Consider the following 18164-nt stretch of genomic DNA (forward strand, 5'->3'; position numbering starts at 1 on the left):
CATATGCAAAAGGTCTTCAATGAATAGTGCAAACATAGGAGGAGAACACATGGAATACAGAATCGAACGAGATACGATGGGTGAAGTGAAAGTTCCTGCTGATAAATATTGGGGAGCACAAACTGAGAGAAGCCGTAACAATTTCAAAATCGGTAACGAAAAAATGCCGATTGAATTAGTTCGTGCATTTGCATACGTTAAACAAGCTGCGGCAAAGGTGAACCATGATCTTGGTGATCTTTCCGAAGTTAAAAAGAATGCCATCGTCAAGATTTGCGGCGAAATCCTTGAAGGTACACTTGAAGAACATTTCCCTCTTGTAGTTTGGCAAACTGGAAGCGGCACGCAAAGTAATATGAACGTGAATGAAGTGGTCGCTAACAAAGGGAATGAATGGTTAAAAGAAAATGGTGAATCGGAAACCCTTCACCCGAATGATGATGTAAACAAGGCTCAAAGCTCAAATGATACGTTCCCGACCGCCATGCATATTGCAGCCTTTATGGAAGTCGCTGAAAAATTGGTTCCTGCCATCAAAGCCCTTCGTGATACATTCGATACAAAAGAAAAAGAATTTTGGGATGTCGTGAAAATCGGCCGGACACATCTTCAAGATGCTACACCATTAACATTAGGACAAGAAATTTCCGGTTGGAAAGCGATGCTCGATAAAGATTTGGCAATGATTGAGGAAAGCAGCCAAAAATTATTGAACCTTGCTCTAGGCGGAACGGCTGTAGGAACCGGAATCAATACAAAGAAAGAATTCCCGGGACTTTCTGCCAAACAAATTGCCGCGGATACAGGATATCCTTTTGTCACATCTGATAATAAGTTCCATGCATTGACTAGCCATAACGAAATCGTCTACGCACACGGTGCTTTGAAAGCATTGGCGGCGGATTTAATGAAAATTGCGAACGATGTCAGATGGCTGGCAAGTGGTCCAAGAAGCGGAATCGGCGAAATAGCCATTCCGGAAAACGAGCCGGGCAGCTCCATCATGCCTGGTAAAGTCAATCCAACACAAAGTGAAGCGCTTACCATGATTGCAACACAAATCGTGGGTAACGATGCTACAATTGGCTTTGCAGCAAGCCAAGGCAACTTTGAATTGAATGTATTCAAACCAGTCATCATCTATAACTTCCTGCAAACGGTCAAGTTATTGACGGAAGGCATTCATTCATTCAACGACAATTGTGCGGTGGGCATCACTGCAAATGGAGATAAAATCAAAGAAAATGTAGAACGTTCCCTTATGTTGGTAACAGCATTGAACCCGCATATCGGTTATGAAAAAGCAGCCAAGATCGCCAAAACGGCATTCAAGGACAACTCTACTTTAAAAGAAGCGGCGTTGAAATTGGAGTTCCTGACGGAAGATGAATTCAAAGCATGGGTCGATCCTGCTAACATGGTTAATAAATAATTGCATAGAAGTGCCCTCCCACTGGTATTAGGGAGGGTGTTTCCATGTGTTAAAATAATGGAATCGACAAATACTGAAATCATAAGTATTGGGAACAGGAGGAAAAACAATGTCTATATGCCCGCTTTGCAACGGTTTGAGAAAAATTCATGTGAAATGCCCGGAATGCGGCAGTGATCTTGAGGATAAAGGGAAATTCATGGACTACGCTGATGATTATAGTGCTTATATGGATATCGACATACTTAAAGAAAACGACGGATACCCTCAATCCCTTCAAAAAGGCCAATGCCCGCATCTCATGAAATGCCCTGAATGCGGACATGATGAAGTGGTATTGGTTCAGGAATGATTCTATCGTTTTATTTGAATAAACGTAAAAAGACCCAATATGAATGGGTCTTTTTATGTTTAATTGGCAGATAACTTCATGCTTTCCTGCATCTGTTCATCTTCTTCAACTAAAATGCGATGTTCAGTTCCTTTATCAAAAAAGTGTGCTTTATTCATGTCGAGGGCAAGTTCGATCTTTTCCCCTGCCTGAATAATATTCTTGGCATCGACCCGTGCTACGAAGTCCTGCCCCTCTAATGAGGAGTAGAGCATGATCTCCGCGCCCATGAGTTCGGCTACATCAATTTGGGTCGTGAATGTTGTGTTAGGGGACTTCGTGAAGTAAGCTCCTTCATTATGGAAATCCTCAGGACGGATGCCAAGGATTACATCTTTTCCGACATATCCTTGATCACGCAGCATTTTCATTTTAAATTCAGGTATTTCAAGCGTTTGTTCGCCTATTTTAATTGTGCCTTCTTTTAATGTTCCGGTAAAGAAGTTCATGGCAGGCGATCCGATAAAGCCGCCGACGAAAACATTTATAGGTTTCTCATAAACGTCCTTTGGGGCACCGACCTGTTGGATGATACCATCTTTCATTACAACAAGACGTGTCGCCATGGTCATTGCCTCTGTTTGGTCATGCGTGACATATATCGTTGTGGTGTCGAGCCGTTTATGCAGTTTAGCGATTTCCGCACGCATTTGAACCCGCAGCTTTGCGTCGAGATTGGATAATGGCTCATCCATCAAGAAAACTTTTGCGTCCCTTACAATTGCGCGACCGAGAGCCACACGCTGGCGCTGACCACCTGAAAGCGCTTTAGGTTTCCTGTTAAGCAGCTCTTCAAGTCCGAGAATCCTTGCCGCTTCATTGACCCTTTGCTTGATTTCCGCTTTTGGCGTTTTCCTCAGCTTTAATCCGAATGCCATATTGTCAAAGACGGTCATATGAGGATATAAGGCATAGTTCTGGAAAACCATCGCAATATCACGATCTTTAGGAGGGACATCATTGACTCGCTTGCCGTCTATGTATAAATCCCCTTGGGAAATGTCCTCCAGTCCGGCAATCATCCTTAATGTCGTTGATTTGCCGCAACCGGAAGGTCCCACAAAAACGATGAATTCCTTATCGGCAACACGAAGGTTGAAGTCTTTAACAGCCGTCACCTTTTTATCATAAATCTTGAATATATGATCTAACACTAACTCTGCCATAAAAAATCCCCCTTTTAAACTCCTGATTACTTGTACCAATTAGCTATAGTCTAAGCTATCGGTTTAGAAAAAAGTATGGGCACATTGCACAAAAAAAGGATGATATTACCTCTTTGTAATGGAAATTAATCATTCAGCAGAAATATCAAGTACGCAGTAAGGGCATGACGGAAGTTTCTAATATCGAGACCAGTTCTTTCAGAGAATTTATCGATACGGTATTGTAAGCTGTTCCGATGTATATAAAGCTGTTTGGCGGCATAGGTGGCATTGGAATTACATTCGATATACGTTTTAACTGTTTTGATAAGCTCAGTATCCTGCTTGGTCTTGCCAAGAATTTCATTGATATACCACTGTGCATTCTTAAAGGATGGATCATTTATTAATGAATGAGGGATGATGTCTGCCAAATCAGTCACCTTTAGATCCGGCAGATGCACCTGTGCCAAATCAAAACTCCTTTTCTCCTGGACCCAGTGATGGTGTAGGTCTTGATTTACAGGGTGAAAGCGTCCCGTGAACATACGGGTCTTTACATAAAAATCACTTTCAAGCGTGGAAGAAATGGCGATTAGTTCTTTATTTGATAATGGTTCATCCTTGTCGGTTTCAATTAAGACTCCTGCCGTTTCATTTTCCCAGATAATAGCTGCGTCAGATGGGACGAAAGCGAGGAAGGCCTCTTCAAAATCGGAGTTGGAAAAATCAGCATGAGTCAGCTTGAAATGAAGGAATCGAACATTCTCCCAGCTCGTTAAAGGCAATGGTGCATTCGGTTCGGATAGAAAATTTTTCCATGATGAGTCTGGATGTGCATTGAGGTTATTTGGGTTTATGGAAGGAGCAAAAAGCAGTTCCAATAAACGGATTTCCTCGGCTGTGATTTCTGAACGGGGAATGCCAAGTATACTTCTGGAGTCTTCGAACCAAACATATTCAGAAATATCATCAGTATCCTTTTTATTGGTAAGAGCGTTCGGGAATTTTTGTTTAAGAATTTCAAGCATCGGTTCCACCTTCTTTCTCCCTTTCCATATCATTATAGCGAAAAAGAATAAAGTTCAAAAGATTAGGATATTGCTAGTTTTTCCGAAAGGGAAATAAAAGAAAAGTTGCAAGTATTATTAATGTTAGGAAAGGGTATTGCGTATGCTTTATGGAATATCGTTAAAAGGAGGAGATCTTATGAACATTTTAATATTGGGCGGTACACGCTTTTTAGGCAGGTATTTAGCAAAAGCTGCAATAGGGAAAGGGCATGATGTTACACTTTTTAACCGTGGAAGCGATCCTTATGTCTTTCCCGAAATAGAACAGTTAAAAGGGGACCGCGACGGGAATTTGGAAATATTGAAAGGAAGACAGTGGGATGCAGTCATTGACACATCAGGATTTATCCCTCGAACTGTATCGAAATCCTGTAGATTGCTTAATCAAGTTAAACATTATACATATATTTCAAGCATCTCAGTTTACAGTGATCCGACCGAGCCAGGAATTGATGAAAATGGAGAAGTTCATACACTAAATGAAGATAAAGCAGAAGAGATCACCCGTGGAACTGCTGGACCGATATACGGTGAATATTATGGACCGTTAAAATCATTAAGCGAAAAAGCAGCTGAAAAACAACTGCCGGGGAAAGTCCTGTCAATTCGCGCCGGGCAAATAGTGGGTCCATATGATTACACTGACAGATTGCCGTACTGGCTTAAAAGGATAGCGGAAGGGGGAGAAATTTTATCTCCTGGACGCCCTGGACGTCCAATCCAAGTTATCGATGCAAGGGACTTGGCCCAATGGATCATCCAAATGATAGAAAAAAGCATGACAGGTACGTATAATGCCGTTGGCCCAGATTACACACTGACTATGGGGCAATTACTTGAAGGCTGCAAAAAGGTAACAGGAAGTAACGCTGATTTTACATGGGTATCTGAAAAATTTTTAAATGACAATAAAGTAGAGCCGTGGGGAGAAATGCCTTTATGGATACCAGAAGAATTTCCTTTACCTGGAGGAAAGGAACCTTTGAATGGGTTCTTGGCTGTCGATAACGGTAAAGCCATCAATAATGGACTAACATTCCGTCCCTTATCAGAAACTCTCGAAGATATATGGAATTGGGAAAAGTGCCGTCCGGAATCTGCCGATAGAAAAGCAGGCATTCACAGACAACATGAAAGTGATCTCCTTGGATTATGGAAACAGACAGTAGGTTGAAACCTTCTTTTATTATTTTTAAATAAACAATGTGAAGTAAATTAAAAAACGATGGGGTAAAAACCCCATCGTTTTTTAGTCTATGGATCTGCTTGCATGTTTTGCGAGGATTTCAAGGTTTTCCATGGCGGCTGCCACTTTTTCCTTGTTGATATCAGGGAAAAGAAGATGGATGTCTTCACCTTCTTTGACAGAGTGGGCTGCAATTTGTTGAAGTTCCGCCTTATGTTCAAACGTCAGGCCAATATCAAGCAATGTCATCGGCAGTTTAAGCACCTGGTAGATTGGCAGCAATTGTTTGATTTCCGAGAATTTCCCTTCTAACACAAGCTGGACTAAAATGCCATATGCCACTTTTTCCCCGTGAAGTAAATGATGCGCTTCCGTGATGGTAGTCATGCCATTATGAATGGAGTGGGCACCGGCAACGCGCAGGTACTGGCCGCCAAAGCCGCCAACTAGACCGCTGGTGATGATATTCGTTTCAATTACACGCTGCAGCGCATCTGTCCATTTACCCTTTTCCAAATCAGCTAGGGCTTCCTCGCCATATGTCAATAAAACTTCCTGGCATTGCCTTGCGGCTATATGGGCCATTTCAATACAAACGGACTTCGTGGCAAGCTTTTCGACGAGTGCATTGCCCTCGTACCATTTCGCCAATGTATCGCCGATTCCCGCACGTAAATAGTTAATCGGCGAATTAAGGAGAATTCCCGGTTCAATAAATAACATCCAAGCGCTTTTTTCATGAATATCATAGCGAACATATGAACCATTATCATCATAAATGACACTCAACGGTGTCCAGGCAGCGCAGGTGGAAGCCAAGGTTGGAATGAGGATGATTTCCTTTTGAAGCAAGTTTCCGGCCGATTTGACGAGGTCGAGCAACTTACCGCCGCCAATGCCGATTAATGCATCCGCACCATGTTCTAGAGCAGCCTTCTTGACGCGTTCAATTTCCGGGTCACTGCATTCCCCGCCGTATGTGAAAAAGATCTTCTCAATATTTTCTAAGGAAGGAAAAAAGGGTTCAGCAACTTTCCATGATTTTCTTCCATGAATAACGAGCACTTTACGAATGTTGCCATTACTCAGTTTTGCTTCCAGGTTTTCAAGGACATTAGCTTTACAGGCATAATAAGCGGGGCCGCTGCGGACCTCCAGTAAGGTATTCATATTCGTTCTCCTTAATGAAAGGCCTGTTCCCGGTAAAGGGGAAGCAGGCCTCGATTATTTGATCAATTCATCCAGTCTGGTTTTCCGAAACCGGCAAATTTGTCATCGATCACTTTTTCAAACTGGTCGGATTCCACTACTGATTTAATATCCTTGGCAAATTGAGCGTCTACATCTTTTGTATTCACTGCAACAACGTTTCGATACATATCCGGCATTTTTTCTAAAACAAGGGCATCCTGGAGCTCCATTTTCGCTGCAAGAGCGAAGTTTCCAGGGACCGCCGATAGGTCAACACTGTCTGTTGCACGGGGCAACTGAGCGGATTCCAATGGTTTTAGTTGGATGTTTTTTGGATTTTTCGTTACATCCTTTTCAGATATTTTTAAAGGATCGACATCTGGATCGACTTCAAGCAACCCTTCATCCACAAGCACTTTTAGTGCACGTGCGAGGTTAACCGGATCATTGGGCACTGCAAGGGATGTACCGTCTTTTATTTCTTTCAATGATTTATACTTGTTCGAATATATGCCCATAGGTGCTGTTGGAACTATGATAAGGTCGGAAAGCTTTAAATCATTTTCTTTAGCGAAGTTATCCATGTACACTTTATGCTGGAAAAGGTTGGCGTCGATCGAGTTGTTGCCGAGCGACTTATTGGGCTGGATATAGTCGGTGAATTCGACGATCTCTATTTTGTATCCGAGATCTTCCAGACCTGGTTTGATGGCCTCCTTAACCATATCGGCGTACGGCCCGGTAGTAGCCCCGATCTTCAATTCTTTTTTGTCTTCAGTACTTGGGGATGCATCATCGCTCCCGCAAGCTGCCAAGCCAAGTGCAAGTGCACAGACTGATAATAACGAAGCTATTTTCTTCATTTGAAATTCCTCCTGAGTAATGAAATGTATTGAATCATTGAAAAAATGACTGATCCTATCGTTTATTAACCATGTATGAGACTTTGTCACCAACCATTTGAATGAGTTGCACAAGGCAGATCAGCACGACGATCGTCGTGATCATGACTGTGTTGTCATAACGGTAATATCCGTACCGGATGGCCAGGTCGCCAATTCCGCCTCCGCCGATTGTGCCTGCCATTGCTGAGTAACCGATAAGCGAAATGGTCGTTAATGTCAGTCCTTGAATGATTCCCGGTTTTGCCTCTGGAAGAAGTACATCCTTAATGATCATCCATGGAGTGGCACCTACGGCTATTGCAGCTTCAATCACTCCTCTGTCTATTTCACGTAATGCCGTTTCAACAATCCTTGCAAAAAAAGGTATTGCGGATACGGAAAGGGAAACAGAAGCCGCTCTTGGCCCTATCGTCGATCCCGTAAGCAGGTCCGTTAAAGGAAGGAGGGCGACCAAGAGAATGATGAACGGGATTGAACGGACAATATTGACAGCGAAACCGAGAGATCGATTCACGATGCTATTTTCAAAAAATAAATTCCTGGTTGTCGTAAACAGCAATACTCCAAGCGGTAAACCGATCAGCAGGGCTACTGCAAGAGAGACGCCGACCATATAAATCGTTTCAAGAAAGGCTTTATTAAGATCAGGTAAAATATTCACGATGGGATTAAGCAGTGACATGTTTTAACACCTCCACAGAACTGGATCGATTTTTTATATATTCCAATGCCGAATGAATTTGGGCGGCATCGCCAATTAGCTCGATGATTAAAATGCCTAAAGGAACATCCTGGATATACTCAATTTTACCGTGTAAAATATTACCCTTTACTGCATGGGATTGGAGAGTATCCGAAAGAATCGACTCACCGGCGGTTTGCCCTTCGAATTGAATTTTAATAATGGTACCTTCACTTTCTTCAATCAAGTGCGAAGGGAGTTCGAAATCCAGTACACTGCTAATGAATTGCTTCGTTAACTCCTGCTTAGGCTGTGAAAATATTTCATAAACGGGTCCTTCTTCAATTACCCGGCCATCCTGCATGACAGCGACTCGGTGGCATAGTTCTTTGACCACTTCCATTTCATGTGTAATCAACACGATGGTGATACCAAGCTCACTGCTTATCTTTTTCAATAACTGTAAAATCGCTTTTGTTGTTGTTGGATCAAGGGCTGAAGTCGCTTCATCACATAATAGTACAGTGGGGTCATTTGCTAAGGCTCGAGCTATGCCGACCCGTTGCTTCTGTCCACCGCTAAGCTGTGCCGGATAGACATCTTTCTTATCGCTGAGCCCTACGATTTCCAACAATTCCAATACACGTAACCTGATTGCGTCCTTCGATCGATGCGCCGCCTTTAAGGCGAAAGCGACATTTTCATAAACGGTTTTTGAACTGACCAGGGAAAAATGCTGGAATATCATTCCGATTTTTTGGCGTTGCTTACGAAGCTCTTTACTTGATAAAGAGGTTAAATCAATGCCGTCGATGATGATATTCCCACCTGTCGGTCGTTCAAGCAAATTCAAGCAGCGGAGTAATGAGCTTTTTCCAGCTCCGCTGTAGCCGACAATTCCATATACTTCGCCAGTTTGGATGGTCAAAGATACGTTATCCACTCCGATAACTCGGTTTTTCTTCGAGACGTATTCCTTTCGGACTGAACGGATTTCAATCATGAGCTTTCCCCCTTAAACATTAAAAAAGCTGCCTCTATCATTCAGAAAGAGGCAGCGAAATCATATCTCGTCTTATCTTTCAGAATTCAATCATTCTGCAGGAATTGGCACCGTTCCCTAAGGGCGGTTGCCGGACATCACAGGGCCTGATCCCTCCGTCACTCTTGATAAGTAATTTATTATTTTAGAATATTTCAAGTTTTATAATATAATCTATATTATTTGTAAAATCCGACAATGTCAATCGTTTCTTTGATTTTTTTTGTCGTTAAATTTGGTACAGTCCTTTAAAACGATTCATGGAAAAAGGGCTATTATGCAATAATCCAGCATTTACATCCAGGCTATTTATTCCAATATTTCCTTGTCAAAAAGGTAAAGTGGTACTACATTTATTATAGTAAAGTTAAAAAAAGGAAGGTAAAACTATTTTTGTACAATGATGGGAGGCAATTGAATGATAGAAATTAAGTCGATAAATGATGTGGTTTGTGTGCACGGGACTCCTGGCGGGAACAAGTCGGGGATGAGTGTTAATGTTTTTTTAACGGATGGACTATTGATAGATACTGGCGCACAGATTTTATTGGAAGAGCTTATTCCGTTCTATGAGTCCGCAGACTTCGACTCAGTGGCCCTGACTCACTATCATGAAGACCATACGGGGGGCGCTGCCTGGATACAGGAACATAAAAAGGTGCCGCTTTTCATTCACCCGATGTCGGTTGAGGTTTGTGCAAGGGATGCTGTATATCCTGAATATCGCAAAATTTTCTGGGGGAAGAGAGACGCCTTTAAAGCTGAGCCGCTAGGGGAGGCCATTCATTCACGCACCCAAACGTGGGAGCCGATTTTTACCCCCGGCCATGCGAAGGACCATATGGTGTATTTGAATCACAGTAATGGCATGCTCTTTTCAGGAGACCTTTTCGTAACACCAAAGACAAAGCTTGTCTTACGGGAAGAGTCTGTCCCGGTCATCATCGATTCCATAAAAAGATTACTTCAATATGACTTCGGGGAAGTGTTTTGCTGCCATGCTGGGCATGTCCCTGATGGGAAGGAAATGTTCGGGAAAAAGCTGGATTATTTGGAGAACCTCCAAGGTGAAATTTTACGCTTGCATTCTCAAGGGCTGACCGTACATGAAATCCAGCAGGTCGTTTTACCGAATCGCTATCCCCTTATCGAGATATCTGGGCATGAATGGGATTCAGAGCATATCATTACATCGATATTAAACGAAAATATTTTGAGTGCAAGGGAGAATCGAACTATTTGAATGTTAACGGTCTGACTGATATAAAGGAGAGCTCTCCATAAGAGAGCCCACATAATTCATTTATTGATATTGGGATCTGTTTCATCATAAAAATCATGTGCTTCTTCGATGTTCTGAAGGTCAGCGACTTCATACACATTTCCGCCCGCCATTCCTTCATTGATGATACGGTCGATATCAAGGTAAACGGAGTCCTTGCCATCATATTCGGTATCCTTCAAAAATGTCATTTTTTCTTTATCCAAAATAAATCCCTCCTAGCCTTTTCTTTAGTTTAGGCAAAGGAGTTTTTTTTATTCTGTTTAGGGATTTCATGAATGTAAAGGCGGTTCATTCATATACATGGAAGATCATTAAATCATGTATCATGCTTTTGAGTTTGGCTTCATCTGTTTCGGAAGGCGGATTGGCTGTCCACTCGATGGATCCATCTTTATGATACAAGGCTTGGATTGCCTGCTTGTTGAAATAAAAGGAAATTTTCCATCCTGGCAGATTCTTATGCAGTGGTGCCCATTGAAAATGAGTAATCATATGTATTACCTCCATATATACAGTTTCTCCTTTAATTATAATGGAAAACGGCAGCTGGAGGTGTTATTTAATTGTCAGGCTGGGGAAAGTTAATTCAATAAAAAGATTTTTTAAATGCAAAAGCCTGTTTGTTTCAATTTCCTCCTCATCGAATTGCATGGGCTTTGAGTTCACTTCGTATATGAAGAGCGAGCCTGATTCGTCTTCCCCTATATCCATGGAAAACTCTCCGAGAAATCCGATTTTTTTTGATAGTATCTCTCCGCTTTTTTGGGCGATTTTCGCTAATTTTCGATTCAGGCTTCTTGATTGCAGGTCTTGATAAGGAAAAATCTTACCCCCTTGGGGAGTGTGGGTGGTGATTTCCTGGGTTTGTGACATCCTTACCGCTTTGCCGGTCACTTTATAAAAACCTTTTTCATAATGGACCAGAATCCGGTAATCATAACGATGTCCAAAAAGTTTTTTTGGTATGATCGCCTGTTGAGCAAGGTAGCTCCTTTTTAATAGCTCCCTTTTTTTTGTTTCCCAGAATGACGTGAAATCGGGGAAGGACTCACTATGCTTTAAGCTATTGAACAATAGTGTATCATCATCATTTTTGATTATGGTATAAATGCCTTTACCTTGGCTTCCTTTGCAGGGTTTAAGGTATATATGCCTGTAGGTCTCCAGGAAAGTATCAAGGCAGCCGCTGTTTCGCAAGACCATGGTGGGCGGGAGGTGATTGGTGAGGGATCCTTCTTCCAACAATGCTTCGAACATCACATATTTATCTATGAAACAGGGGTTGAAAAGATTCATTGGGTATTCTTTAAAATATTTGATGAGTTGTTGGAATTCCCCTGACGCCTCATAGCTCCTCGAGGGGATTCGGTTATAGACGATGTCAGGGAAGGGCACTTTACATTCGATCCACTTGTTTGAAATGGAGGAAAAAACATACCCTCTCATCGATTCGGAATGAAGGGCATTTCCTGTGAATACATACGCCAATATTCCATGTTTCAATAAATATAGTGATAGGTCCCGAAAAAGGGTCAGGTTTCCACCCAAACCTGATTCCTTTTTGGGATTGGAAACAGTCAGTATGCCGACAGCAAGCATCCGGTTACCTGGAAATATGGTGATTGGAAATAGGGGTTGATTCGTATGTTCCTTATTATAGCTGATTACCTCTTCGGCAGAGCCGGCGAAAAGTTCCGCATTCTCTTGATTGTGGTACCAATTTTCAGTGGGGATATCGTAAAAAATGTTCATCGCGGCACACTGATTGATTTCGTAATCGTCTGTTCCGTAAGATAAATGGCGTAATCAAGGCTAAGCTTTCTGGTCAGCAATTCGAAATCCTTGAGTTTTGGATGGGAGAAGATGGAACGTCCCGGTTTGGAATTGGCTTCAAACATCCAAACCTGCCCTTTTTTATCCAATCCAAAATCAAATCCTATTTCTGCAACGATTCCGTCCAAGTTCTTTTCTATACTGTCACTTAAAATCAGTGCGGCTTCCGATAGCTTACGTTCGACTTCTTTCGCCTCATCGTCATCTCCAAACAGTTCGGCAACCGTTTTGATCACACCCCCGCTTTTAATATGGGTCGTGACGCTGCCGGCACCGGCGATTTTTGCGGCGATAGCGGTTACCTGCCATTTTCCATTACTGTCCTTGTTCGTATGGACCCGGAAATCCACTGGACGTTTTTCAGATCGAATTAATGGGATGCCCTGCTGCACGATAAGATTCTCAAGCGGCCGGTCGTGAAAAATATGTTTAACGATGGATTCCAGTGTGGAAAACTTTTGCAGTTTATTTTCTTTTGCTTCATTTGTATAGCGGCAATAGTAAACATTCTCATGCTTATCATAAAGAATTTGGTGAATCCCTAGGCCGAGGCTGCCGTGAATGGGCTTTATATAAACTTGCCGGTAATGGGAAAGAAGGGTTTCCACCACGGACATGGATTGAAATGGATACGTTTCCGGCAAATATGGCAGTGCCCGCTCATCTGCGCATAACCTTTCATTTACCTCCCATTTATTGAAAAAACCAGGATTATACCATGGAATGGTATATTCTTTTTGAAATTTCTGCTTCACTTCTTTAGGTCCATCGCGGTTTTCCGTCAACCGATTTGGGAGACGGTCATAGATGACATTAGGAAAAGGAAATTCATTAATGTGCCAGTCATCGTTATCAAACACATAACCTTTGATCGTCTCCTGATCCCAATTGATTACATTCTCCCCAAAAACAAAGGGGATACAGCCTGTGGTCCTGCTAAGCGAAAGGAGCTTTGCGAAAAATTCCGATCTCTCGCCTAATGGTTTGTTTGAAATGCCGGTGAAGCCTGATGAAAAGATTCCGACCAGCGGTCCGATATGAATGCTCTTGCCGTATATGAATAAATGAAGGGGAATATCGGTATGATCGAATATTAGAGATTCCGCTAGACTTTCCGAAAGGACGATTGATTGATTGACGGCCGGGTTTTGTTTGACGATGGCAGGACATGAATGTCGTCCGAAGTAAATTAATTCAATCTCTGCCAAATCCCCAAGATCGGAAGGGTAGTAGAGAACATTGCCGGGAATAGAGGCAATTTCGGCAGGATAAGTCTTTCTCACTTTCTATTCACCTGCTTTCTGAAGATGTTCGGCTAAATACTGGCTATATTGAAACGGTGCGCGATGAATATCATTCATGGTCTCCGGCTGTAGTGCCTGAATGATTTTCCTTCCGGGCTTCGAGTTAATGTCCATTATCCAGATTTGGCCTTTTTTATCGATGCCTATATCGATCCCCAACTCGAATAACCTTTCAAAGACAGCTTCGGCTTCTGCGGGTAGGGTGCGAAGGATATGCTGAATCTTTTGTTCGACGGCAATCGAAATCGTTTCCGGGTTTCTTTTGATGAAATTATCCAATGAAATGGCTTCCCCGCCTGTGGCAAGATTTGAGGTGATTCCGTCCTTTTGTCCCGTACGAATTCCGCGGCCACGTTCCATCCATTGATTCTTCTCGTTTTTTTGAAGTAAAATCCGTAAATCGAAAGGCTCGTTATTTTGGTTGCAAAGTTCCAAATATGGCTGGCAGAGGTAACGGTATCGATTTAATAAATGCTGCAGCCATTTGTTAAGCTGAGATTTGGAGGAGAATTGGCGGTCATATTTGGTGCCCTTTTTCGTCATGGATACCAAGGTGCCGTCTTCGTTTTTTGAAAGAAGATAGATCCCTGTACCGCCTGCACCGAATTCAGGTTTGATGATGATTTTATCCAGGCGTTCCAAATGACCGGTAATATCTTCCGGTGTCGTCACTTGTACGGTCTCTGGAAAAAATGCCTGTAGGTGTGGATGGTTTTTTAGGATTTGATACACCTCCCACTTACCAGGAAGGCCCAGCCCCAAGAAATTCGAGTTATCTTTTAACCAATCGATTTTGTGCCGCGTTTCCGTTGACTCACGGACTAATCCGTGAAAACAGCGATCATAAACAAAATCAGGTATATCAAAAGATGCGGCGATCCAAGTTTCGTTCTCGTCATCAAAACGCTCGCCGCGGACTTTTTTCAGATCCATATCAATATTTTCCGGTGAGAATTTACAAACTTTCATATTAAATGATTTTGCGGTTTTGGCTATTTCGGTGAAGTAGTTGTTTTCATGTGTATCCGACGCGGCCATTAATCCTATTAACACGTGCTAGCAACTCCTTTTATGGATGGTTTTCGCGGTTAAGGGCAAGCATGAAATCTATGATGGATTTTACTGATGGACGAAAGGTTTCATAGTTGCCTTGAAATTTTTTCGAAGGTTTTGAATTCACTTCGATGATCCATGGATGGGTATCGGTATCCAGTGCTAAATCGATCCCTAGCTCACCGAATGAATCATCATGGTTTTCGACCAAGGCCTGGGCAGTGTTTTTAGCCAGCCGTACGAGCTTTTGATATATGCGGCTGGCGTCCTGAAGGTCGAATGCTTCCTTTAGAAAATCCGGCCCATTTTTCATCAAGCCGCCTTGTGCAAGATTGGAAACGATAGTGCCAGGGTCCCCAATCCGGGCAACCATTGATGAAACTTTCCATTCAAGCAGATCGTTCCGGTGAAGAAGTATGCGGAAATCAACTTTTCTCTGCTCTGTTTCGAATAGGGAAATCCCTTTTTGAAGAATGAAGGATTGTTTTCTGGAAAACCTTTTTAAGGTTTCGTACAACTTTTCATCCGTATCAGCAAAATGCACTTCCTGGAGATTTCCGGATTGCTCGATTTTCCATTTTCCAGCTACTTGCGTTAATCTGCAAATATTCCTGCCTTGGCTGCCTGATGCGGGTTTAAAGTAGATTACCGAATGCTTTTCTATAAACCTCAAGAAAGATTCCTTTTCGTTAAAAAGTATCGTCTCCGGCAAATTTGGCAACAGCTCATCTTCTAAGATTAGCAGCTCATGTACATCATGTTTGGAGAGGAACCTTCCATTGAACATCGGTATCGACCGTTCCTCCAGTTCAGTTTTAAACAGCTTGAAAGAATGAGATTCCTCAAGTTTGCGCGAATGTATCCGGTTATAAAATACATCAGGAATGGGGAGGGACAAGGTTTGCCAGCCATCTTGCCCAGGCAGGTAGCCTTCCACAACTCCTTCTTGAAGAGACTGCAATTTTACTAAATAGAAGGGGATGCCCTGCTGATTACAATATGATTTCATTTCCTGGTAAAATTTTTCCATCTCGCCGAATGTCCCGTCTTGCAAGGGAGTCTGGTTCATGAGTGAAGCGAAGAACGGACCTATTTTAATTGACCTTCCTTCCGCATGGTATGAGACGGAGATTGGATCGGAAAAAACGGGTAAGGTTAAAGTTTGGTTCATATCATATGAAAGTTTCAATGTAGGCTGGGATGACGGGAATGGCTGGACAAGTACCGGGACCGAACGGCATCCAGCCATGATCGTTACGGGTTCTCCAAATTGAAGGCCCCATTCCTCAAATAGTTTTTCTTCGATAAACAGTAGCGCCTTCTTTCGCGTCTCTGCGGGATTTACCGTAATGAAAACTTTCTGATGGTTAAGGTTCATAATAATTCCCCGTTTGCACTAAGTTTAATATCCTTTAATAATTAAATGATGGGCAAATGTGGATAACACATTCTATGTTCTTTTAATTAGAAGGTGTCATCAAGCCTCTATTTAAAGCAATAAAAAGAGAAATTTCATGGAGTTTTGGTTAAGGGTAATGTATGTTCGTTTTGGTTGCTGTAATAGGTGGCTTCACTAAATTATTAGCTATCACAATGCTGTTCAGACTTTATAAACCAATCTATATTTTCGGGAAACAGCTGCCGTTGACACCAGGTTGATTCCGAAGCGGCAGGATGAGTTAGCCAAATTGGTGTTGATCATTTAATCACGCCAGAGAGCATTCAAAGTAAAGTCATCAGATGCCTCTATACAGAATATGAAAATTTTCGTGAAGGCAGAAGTAAAGAAAGCATTGTCCACGGAAAAAAGTACTGCTCAAATGCTTGATCAACTGGGAATGAAGAATTCTTCATTTACGTTAGAACAAAGATTACAAACATGCTTTATTGGTAAATATGAAACATGGTCGGAAGAGATACGATTAACAATTGATTAACGAAAAACGTCTGAAATGATGCCTGTCGCTTCGTTCATGAATAAGCCTGTTCTAGAATGGACTGCCAATTTCTCGGACACCATTTCCCGGCTTGAGGAAATGGTCGCTTCCATCACTAAGAAGGAATTGTCGATGATCACCTACCTTGGGGCTTTGCTTGGTGGAATCATCGGTTTATTTCAAGGTTTTGTAACTGTTTTAATAGGATGACGTGTAATTCGCAATCGGATTTGTTATAGTGGAAAAGGTGTAGGAATACAATGATTACCGGGAGGGGAAATAAATGAGTAACGTATATGATGCAGCGTATGAAATGGAAAAGGCAATTAGGGCAAGTAATGAATATGCCGATTTGCAACGCTTATATGATCTTGTCAATTCTGATGAAGCAACAAAAGGAATGTTTGAAAACTTCCGTAATCTGCAGATGTCATTGCAGCAAAAGCAAATGATGGGACAGGAGATTGCACCGGAAGAGGTTGAGCAAGCACAAAAGACGGTACAGCTTGTCCAACAAAACCCAACCATTTCACAATTGATGGAAGCTGAACAACGGATGAGCATGGTCATCGCGGACCTCAATAAAATTATCATGAAGCCGCTTGAAGATTTATATGGCTTGCCTGAACAACAGCAATAAGCAGTTAAAGACTCCCTTCCATAATGGTTGGGGGTTTTTTGTTTCCTGAAAGCACCATGCATGGGTCGTCAACCACAATTTGTTCTATTCCCGAAATTTTAGTCATAAATTTGGAAAGAGGATACTACAGATGGGGGAGATCAGCATGGTATATCGACTACTTGCGGTCAATATCGACGGGACATTGCTCCAGTCGAATGGCCGTTTAAATAAATCGACTAAAGAAGCAATAGATTATGTTCACCAAAAAGGTGTCCATGTTGCACTTGTGACGTCAAGAAATTATCACTCAGCAAAAAAAGTGGCCAAAGCCCTAAAAATAAATCCGATGATCGTCGCTCAGCAAGGAGCCTTTGTCGGAGCTTCCATAGAAAAGCCGATAATGGTAAAAAGAATATCAGAAGAACTGACTGCAGAGCTCGTGCAAATGCTTGAAAAGACCACGTGCCAAATATTGCTCATTCATGAGAAATACTCGCTGGGCAATCGGGTGAACCTCCCGGAGAATTTGCTTGGTAAATCGGTTATGTATTTGAATGATCAAAATATTTATGCTCAAAATTATGTGGATGATATCAGTGAAGAGCTCATTGATCAGCCGATAGCCCCGACGAAGATGGACATTATATTTCCAGAAAAAAGTGCTAGAAATGATATGTTGAAATTGATAAAGGAAATGTTCCCTGAGGTGGATGCAATCTTACATCCAGGACATAAGCTGACAATCGTTCCGAAGGGTGTTTCTAAATGGAGCGGTGTATTGTATTTAGCTGACCATTTAGAAGTGAAAAGAACGGAAATCGTCTCGATTGGAGATGGATTGGATGATATTGAGATGATTGCCGGTTCTGGTCTGGGAGTTGCCATGGGCAATGCGGATGAGGAAGTAAGGAAAGTGGCAAAATGGGTGACGCGCTCCAATGATCAAGATGGTGTTGCCTATATGCTGAGGGAATTCTTCCGGAAACAGCATCCAATCGATTTTTTACAAAAGATGAATATGCTTAAATGAATGGTGGGGCTCCTTTTTATAGAAGGGGCCCCATTCAGATAATGCCGCTTTTT

Annotated in this window: 19 protein-coding genes and 1 riboswitch; of the genes, 7 read left to right on the plus strand and 12 right to left on the minus strand. The window is 42.2% G+C overall.

All coding sequences use genetic code 11. The features are described 5' to 3' along the window. Positions 1-49 precede the first annotated feature (49 nt). Both fumC and OSJ91_RS06240 read left to right on the plus strand, forming a co-directional pair. A complete protein-coding gene (gene fumC, locus OSJ91_RS06235; protein ID WP_485891232.1) occupies positions 50-1432 on the plus strand; it encodes a class II fumarate hydratase in 1383 nt (460 codons plus the stop codon). 109 nt (positions 1433-1541) lie between these two features. Continuing rightward, complete coding sequence (locus tag OSJ91_RS06240; RefSeq protein WP_076367341.1) at positions 1542-1784, plus strand: hypothetical protein; 243 nt, start codon at positions 1542-1544, stop codon at positions 1782-1784. 59 nt (positions 1785-1843) lie between these two features. On the opposite strand, the gene OSJ91_RS06245 is transcribed toward OSJ91_RS06240, so the two are convergent. Together OSJ91_RS06245 and OSJ91_RS06250 are read right to left on the minus strand one after the other, a co-directional pair. Beyond that, on the minus strand, positions 1844-2989 hold the full coding sequence (locus tag OSJ91_RS06245; RefSeq protein WP_413016137.1) for an ABC transporter ATP-binding protein: 1146 nt from the start codon (positions 2987-2989) through the stop codon (positions 1844-1846). 125 nt (positions 2990-3114) lie between these two features. Further along, positions 3115-3999, minus strand: coding sequence for a PucR family transcriptional regulator (locus tag OSJ91_RS06250; RefSeq protein ID WP_485891233.1), 885 nt, complete (start codon positions 3997-3999; stop codon positions 3115-3117). A gap of 178 nt (positions 4000-4177) precedes the next feature. Between OSJ91_RS06250 and OSJ91_RS06255 the strand changes: the two genes are divergently transcribed. After that, a complete protein-coding gene (locus OSJ91_RS06255; protein WP_350301661.1) occupies positions 4178-5215 on the plus strand; it encodes an NAD-dependent epimerase/dehydratase family protein in 1038 nt (345 codons plus the stop codon). 75 nt (positions 5216-5290) lie between these two features. Here OSJ91_RS06255 and OSJ91_RS06260 read toward each other — a convergent pair whose 3' ends face one another. From OSJ91_RS06260 to OSJ91_RS06275, 4 genes are all read right to left on the minus strand, one after another. Continuing rightward, entirely contained in the window at positions 5291-6397 is a 1107-nt protein-coding gene (locus tag OSJ91_RS06260; RefSeq protein ID WP_350301662.1) for an iron-containing alcohol dehydrogenase family protein, read from the minus strand. Positions 6398-6459: 62 nt separating this feature from the next. After that, a complete protein-coding gene (locus OSJ91_RS06265; protein WP_485891234.1) occupies positions 6460-7281 on the minus strand; it encodes a MetQ/NlpA family ABC transporter substrate-binding protein in 822 nt (273 codons plus the stop codon). Between the two features lie 55 nt (positions 7282-7336). Next, a complete protein-coding gene (locus OSJ91_RS06270) occupies positions 7337-8005 on the minus strand; it encodes a methionine ABC transporter permease (protein ID WP_214769537.1) in 669 nt (222 codons plus the stop codon). After that, positions 7992-9008 (minus strand): methionine ABC transporter ATP-binding protein, encoded by a 1017-nt coding sequence (locus tag OSJ91_RS06275; RefSeq protein ID WP_350301664.1) that lies wholly within the window; start codon positions 9006-9008, stop codon positions 7992-7994. The genes OSJ91_RS06270 and OSJ91_RS06275 overlap by 14 nt, the downstream gene beginning before the upstream one ends. 69 nt (positions 9009-9077) lie before the next feature. Beyond that, a riboswitch (SAM riboswitch) is annotated at positions 9078-9182 on the minus strand. Positions 9183-9465: 283 nt separating this feature from the next. Here OSJ91_RS06275 and OSJ91_RS06280 point away from each other — a divergent pair. Continuing rightward, a complete protein-coding gene (locus OSJ91_RS06280) occupies positions 9466-10290 on the plus strand; it encodes an MBL fold metallo-hydrolase (protein ID WP_350301665.1) in 825 nt (274 codons plus the stop codon). Between the two features lie 56 nt (positions 10291-10346). Here OSJ91_RS06280 and OSJ91_RS06285 read toward each other — a convergent pair whose 3' ends face one another. From OSJ91_RS06285 to OSJ91_RS06310, 6 genes are all read right to left on the minus strand, one after another. Further along, positions 10347-10535: a hypothetical protein gene (locus OSJ91_RS06285; protein WP_137017041.1), complete on the minus strand. Its 189-nt coding sequence runs from the start codon at positions 10533-10535 to the stop codon at positions 10347-10349. 85 nt (positions 10536-10620) lie between these two features. Next, a complete protein-coding gene (locus OSJ91_RS06290; protein WP_350301666.1) occupies positions 10621-10824 on the minus strand; it encodes a YheE family protein in 204 nt (67 codons plus the stop codon). A gap of 63 nt (positions 10825-10887) precedes the next feature. Further along, the gene (locus tag OSJ91_RS06295) at positions 10888-12084 is read right to left on the minus strand and encodes a YheC/YheD family endospore coat-associated protein (RefSeq protein WP_485891235.1); all 1197 of its coding nucleotides are present in this window, start codon (positions 12082-12084) and stop codon (positions 10888-10890) included. Continuing rightward, positions 12081-13448, minus strand: coding sequence for a YheC/YheD family endospore coat-associated protein (locus tag OSJ91_RS06300; protein WP_485891236.1), 1368 nt, complete (start codon positions 13446-13448; stop codon positions 12081-12083). Before OSJ91_RS06300 ends, OSJ91_RS06295 begins: the two co-directional genes overlap by 4 nt. 3 nt (positions 13449-13451) lie before the next feature. Next, positions 13452-14522: a YheC/YheD family endospore coat-associated protein gene (locus OSJ91_RS06305; protein ID WP_413016155.1), complete on the minus strand. Its 1071-nt coding sequence runs from the start codon at positions 14520-14522 to the stop codon at positions 13452-13454. 16 nt (positions 14523-14538) lie between these two features. Beyond that, positions 14539-15900: a YheC/YheD family endospore coat-associated protein gene (locus OSJ91_RS06310; protein WP_485891237.1), complete on the minus strand. Its 1362-nt coding sequence runs from the start codon at positions 15898-15900 to the stop codon at positions 14539-14541. A gap of 595 nt (positions 15901-16495) precedes the next feature. On the opposite strand from OSJ91_RS06310, the gene OSJ91_RS06315 reads away from it, so the two are divergent. From OSJ91_RS06315 to OSJ91_RS06325, 3 genes are all read left to right on the plus strand, one after another. Continuing rightward, complete coding sequence (locus OSJ91_RS06315) at positions 16496-16669, plus strand: DUF445 family protein (RefSeq protein ID WP_485891238.1); 174 nt, start codon at positions 16496-16498, stop codon at positions 16667-16669. Positions 16670-16742: 73 nt separating this feature from the next. Continuing rightward, positions 16743-17099 carry a YlbF/YmcA family competence regulator gene (locus OSJ91_RS06320; RefSeq protein ID WP_034314741.1) on the plus strand — a complete coding sequence of 119 codons (357 nt, stop codon included), beginning with the start codon at positions 16743-16745 and terminating at the stop codon, positions 17097-17099. Between the two features lie 145 nt (positions 17100-17244). Further along, on the plus strand, positions 17245-18111 hold the full coding sequence (locus OSJ91_RS06325; RefSeq protein ID WP_485891239.1) for a Cof-type HAD-IIB family hydrolase: 867 nt from the start codon (positions 17245-17247) through the stop codon (positions 18109-18111). Positions 18112-18164 lie beyond the last annotated feature (53 nt).

Source organism: Bacillus sp. T-10(2022), assembly GCF_056502895.1.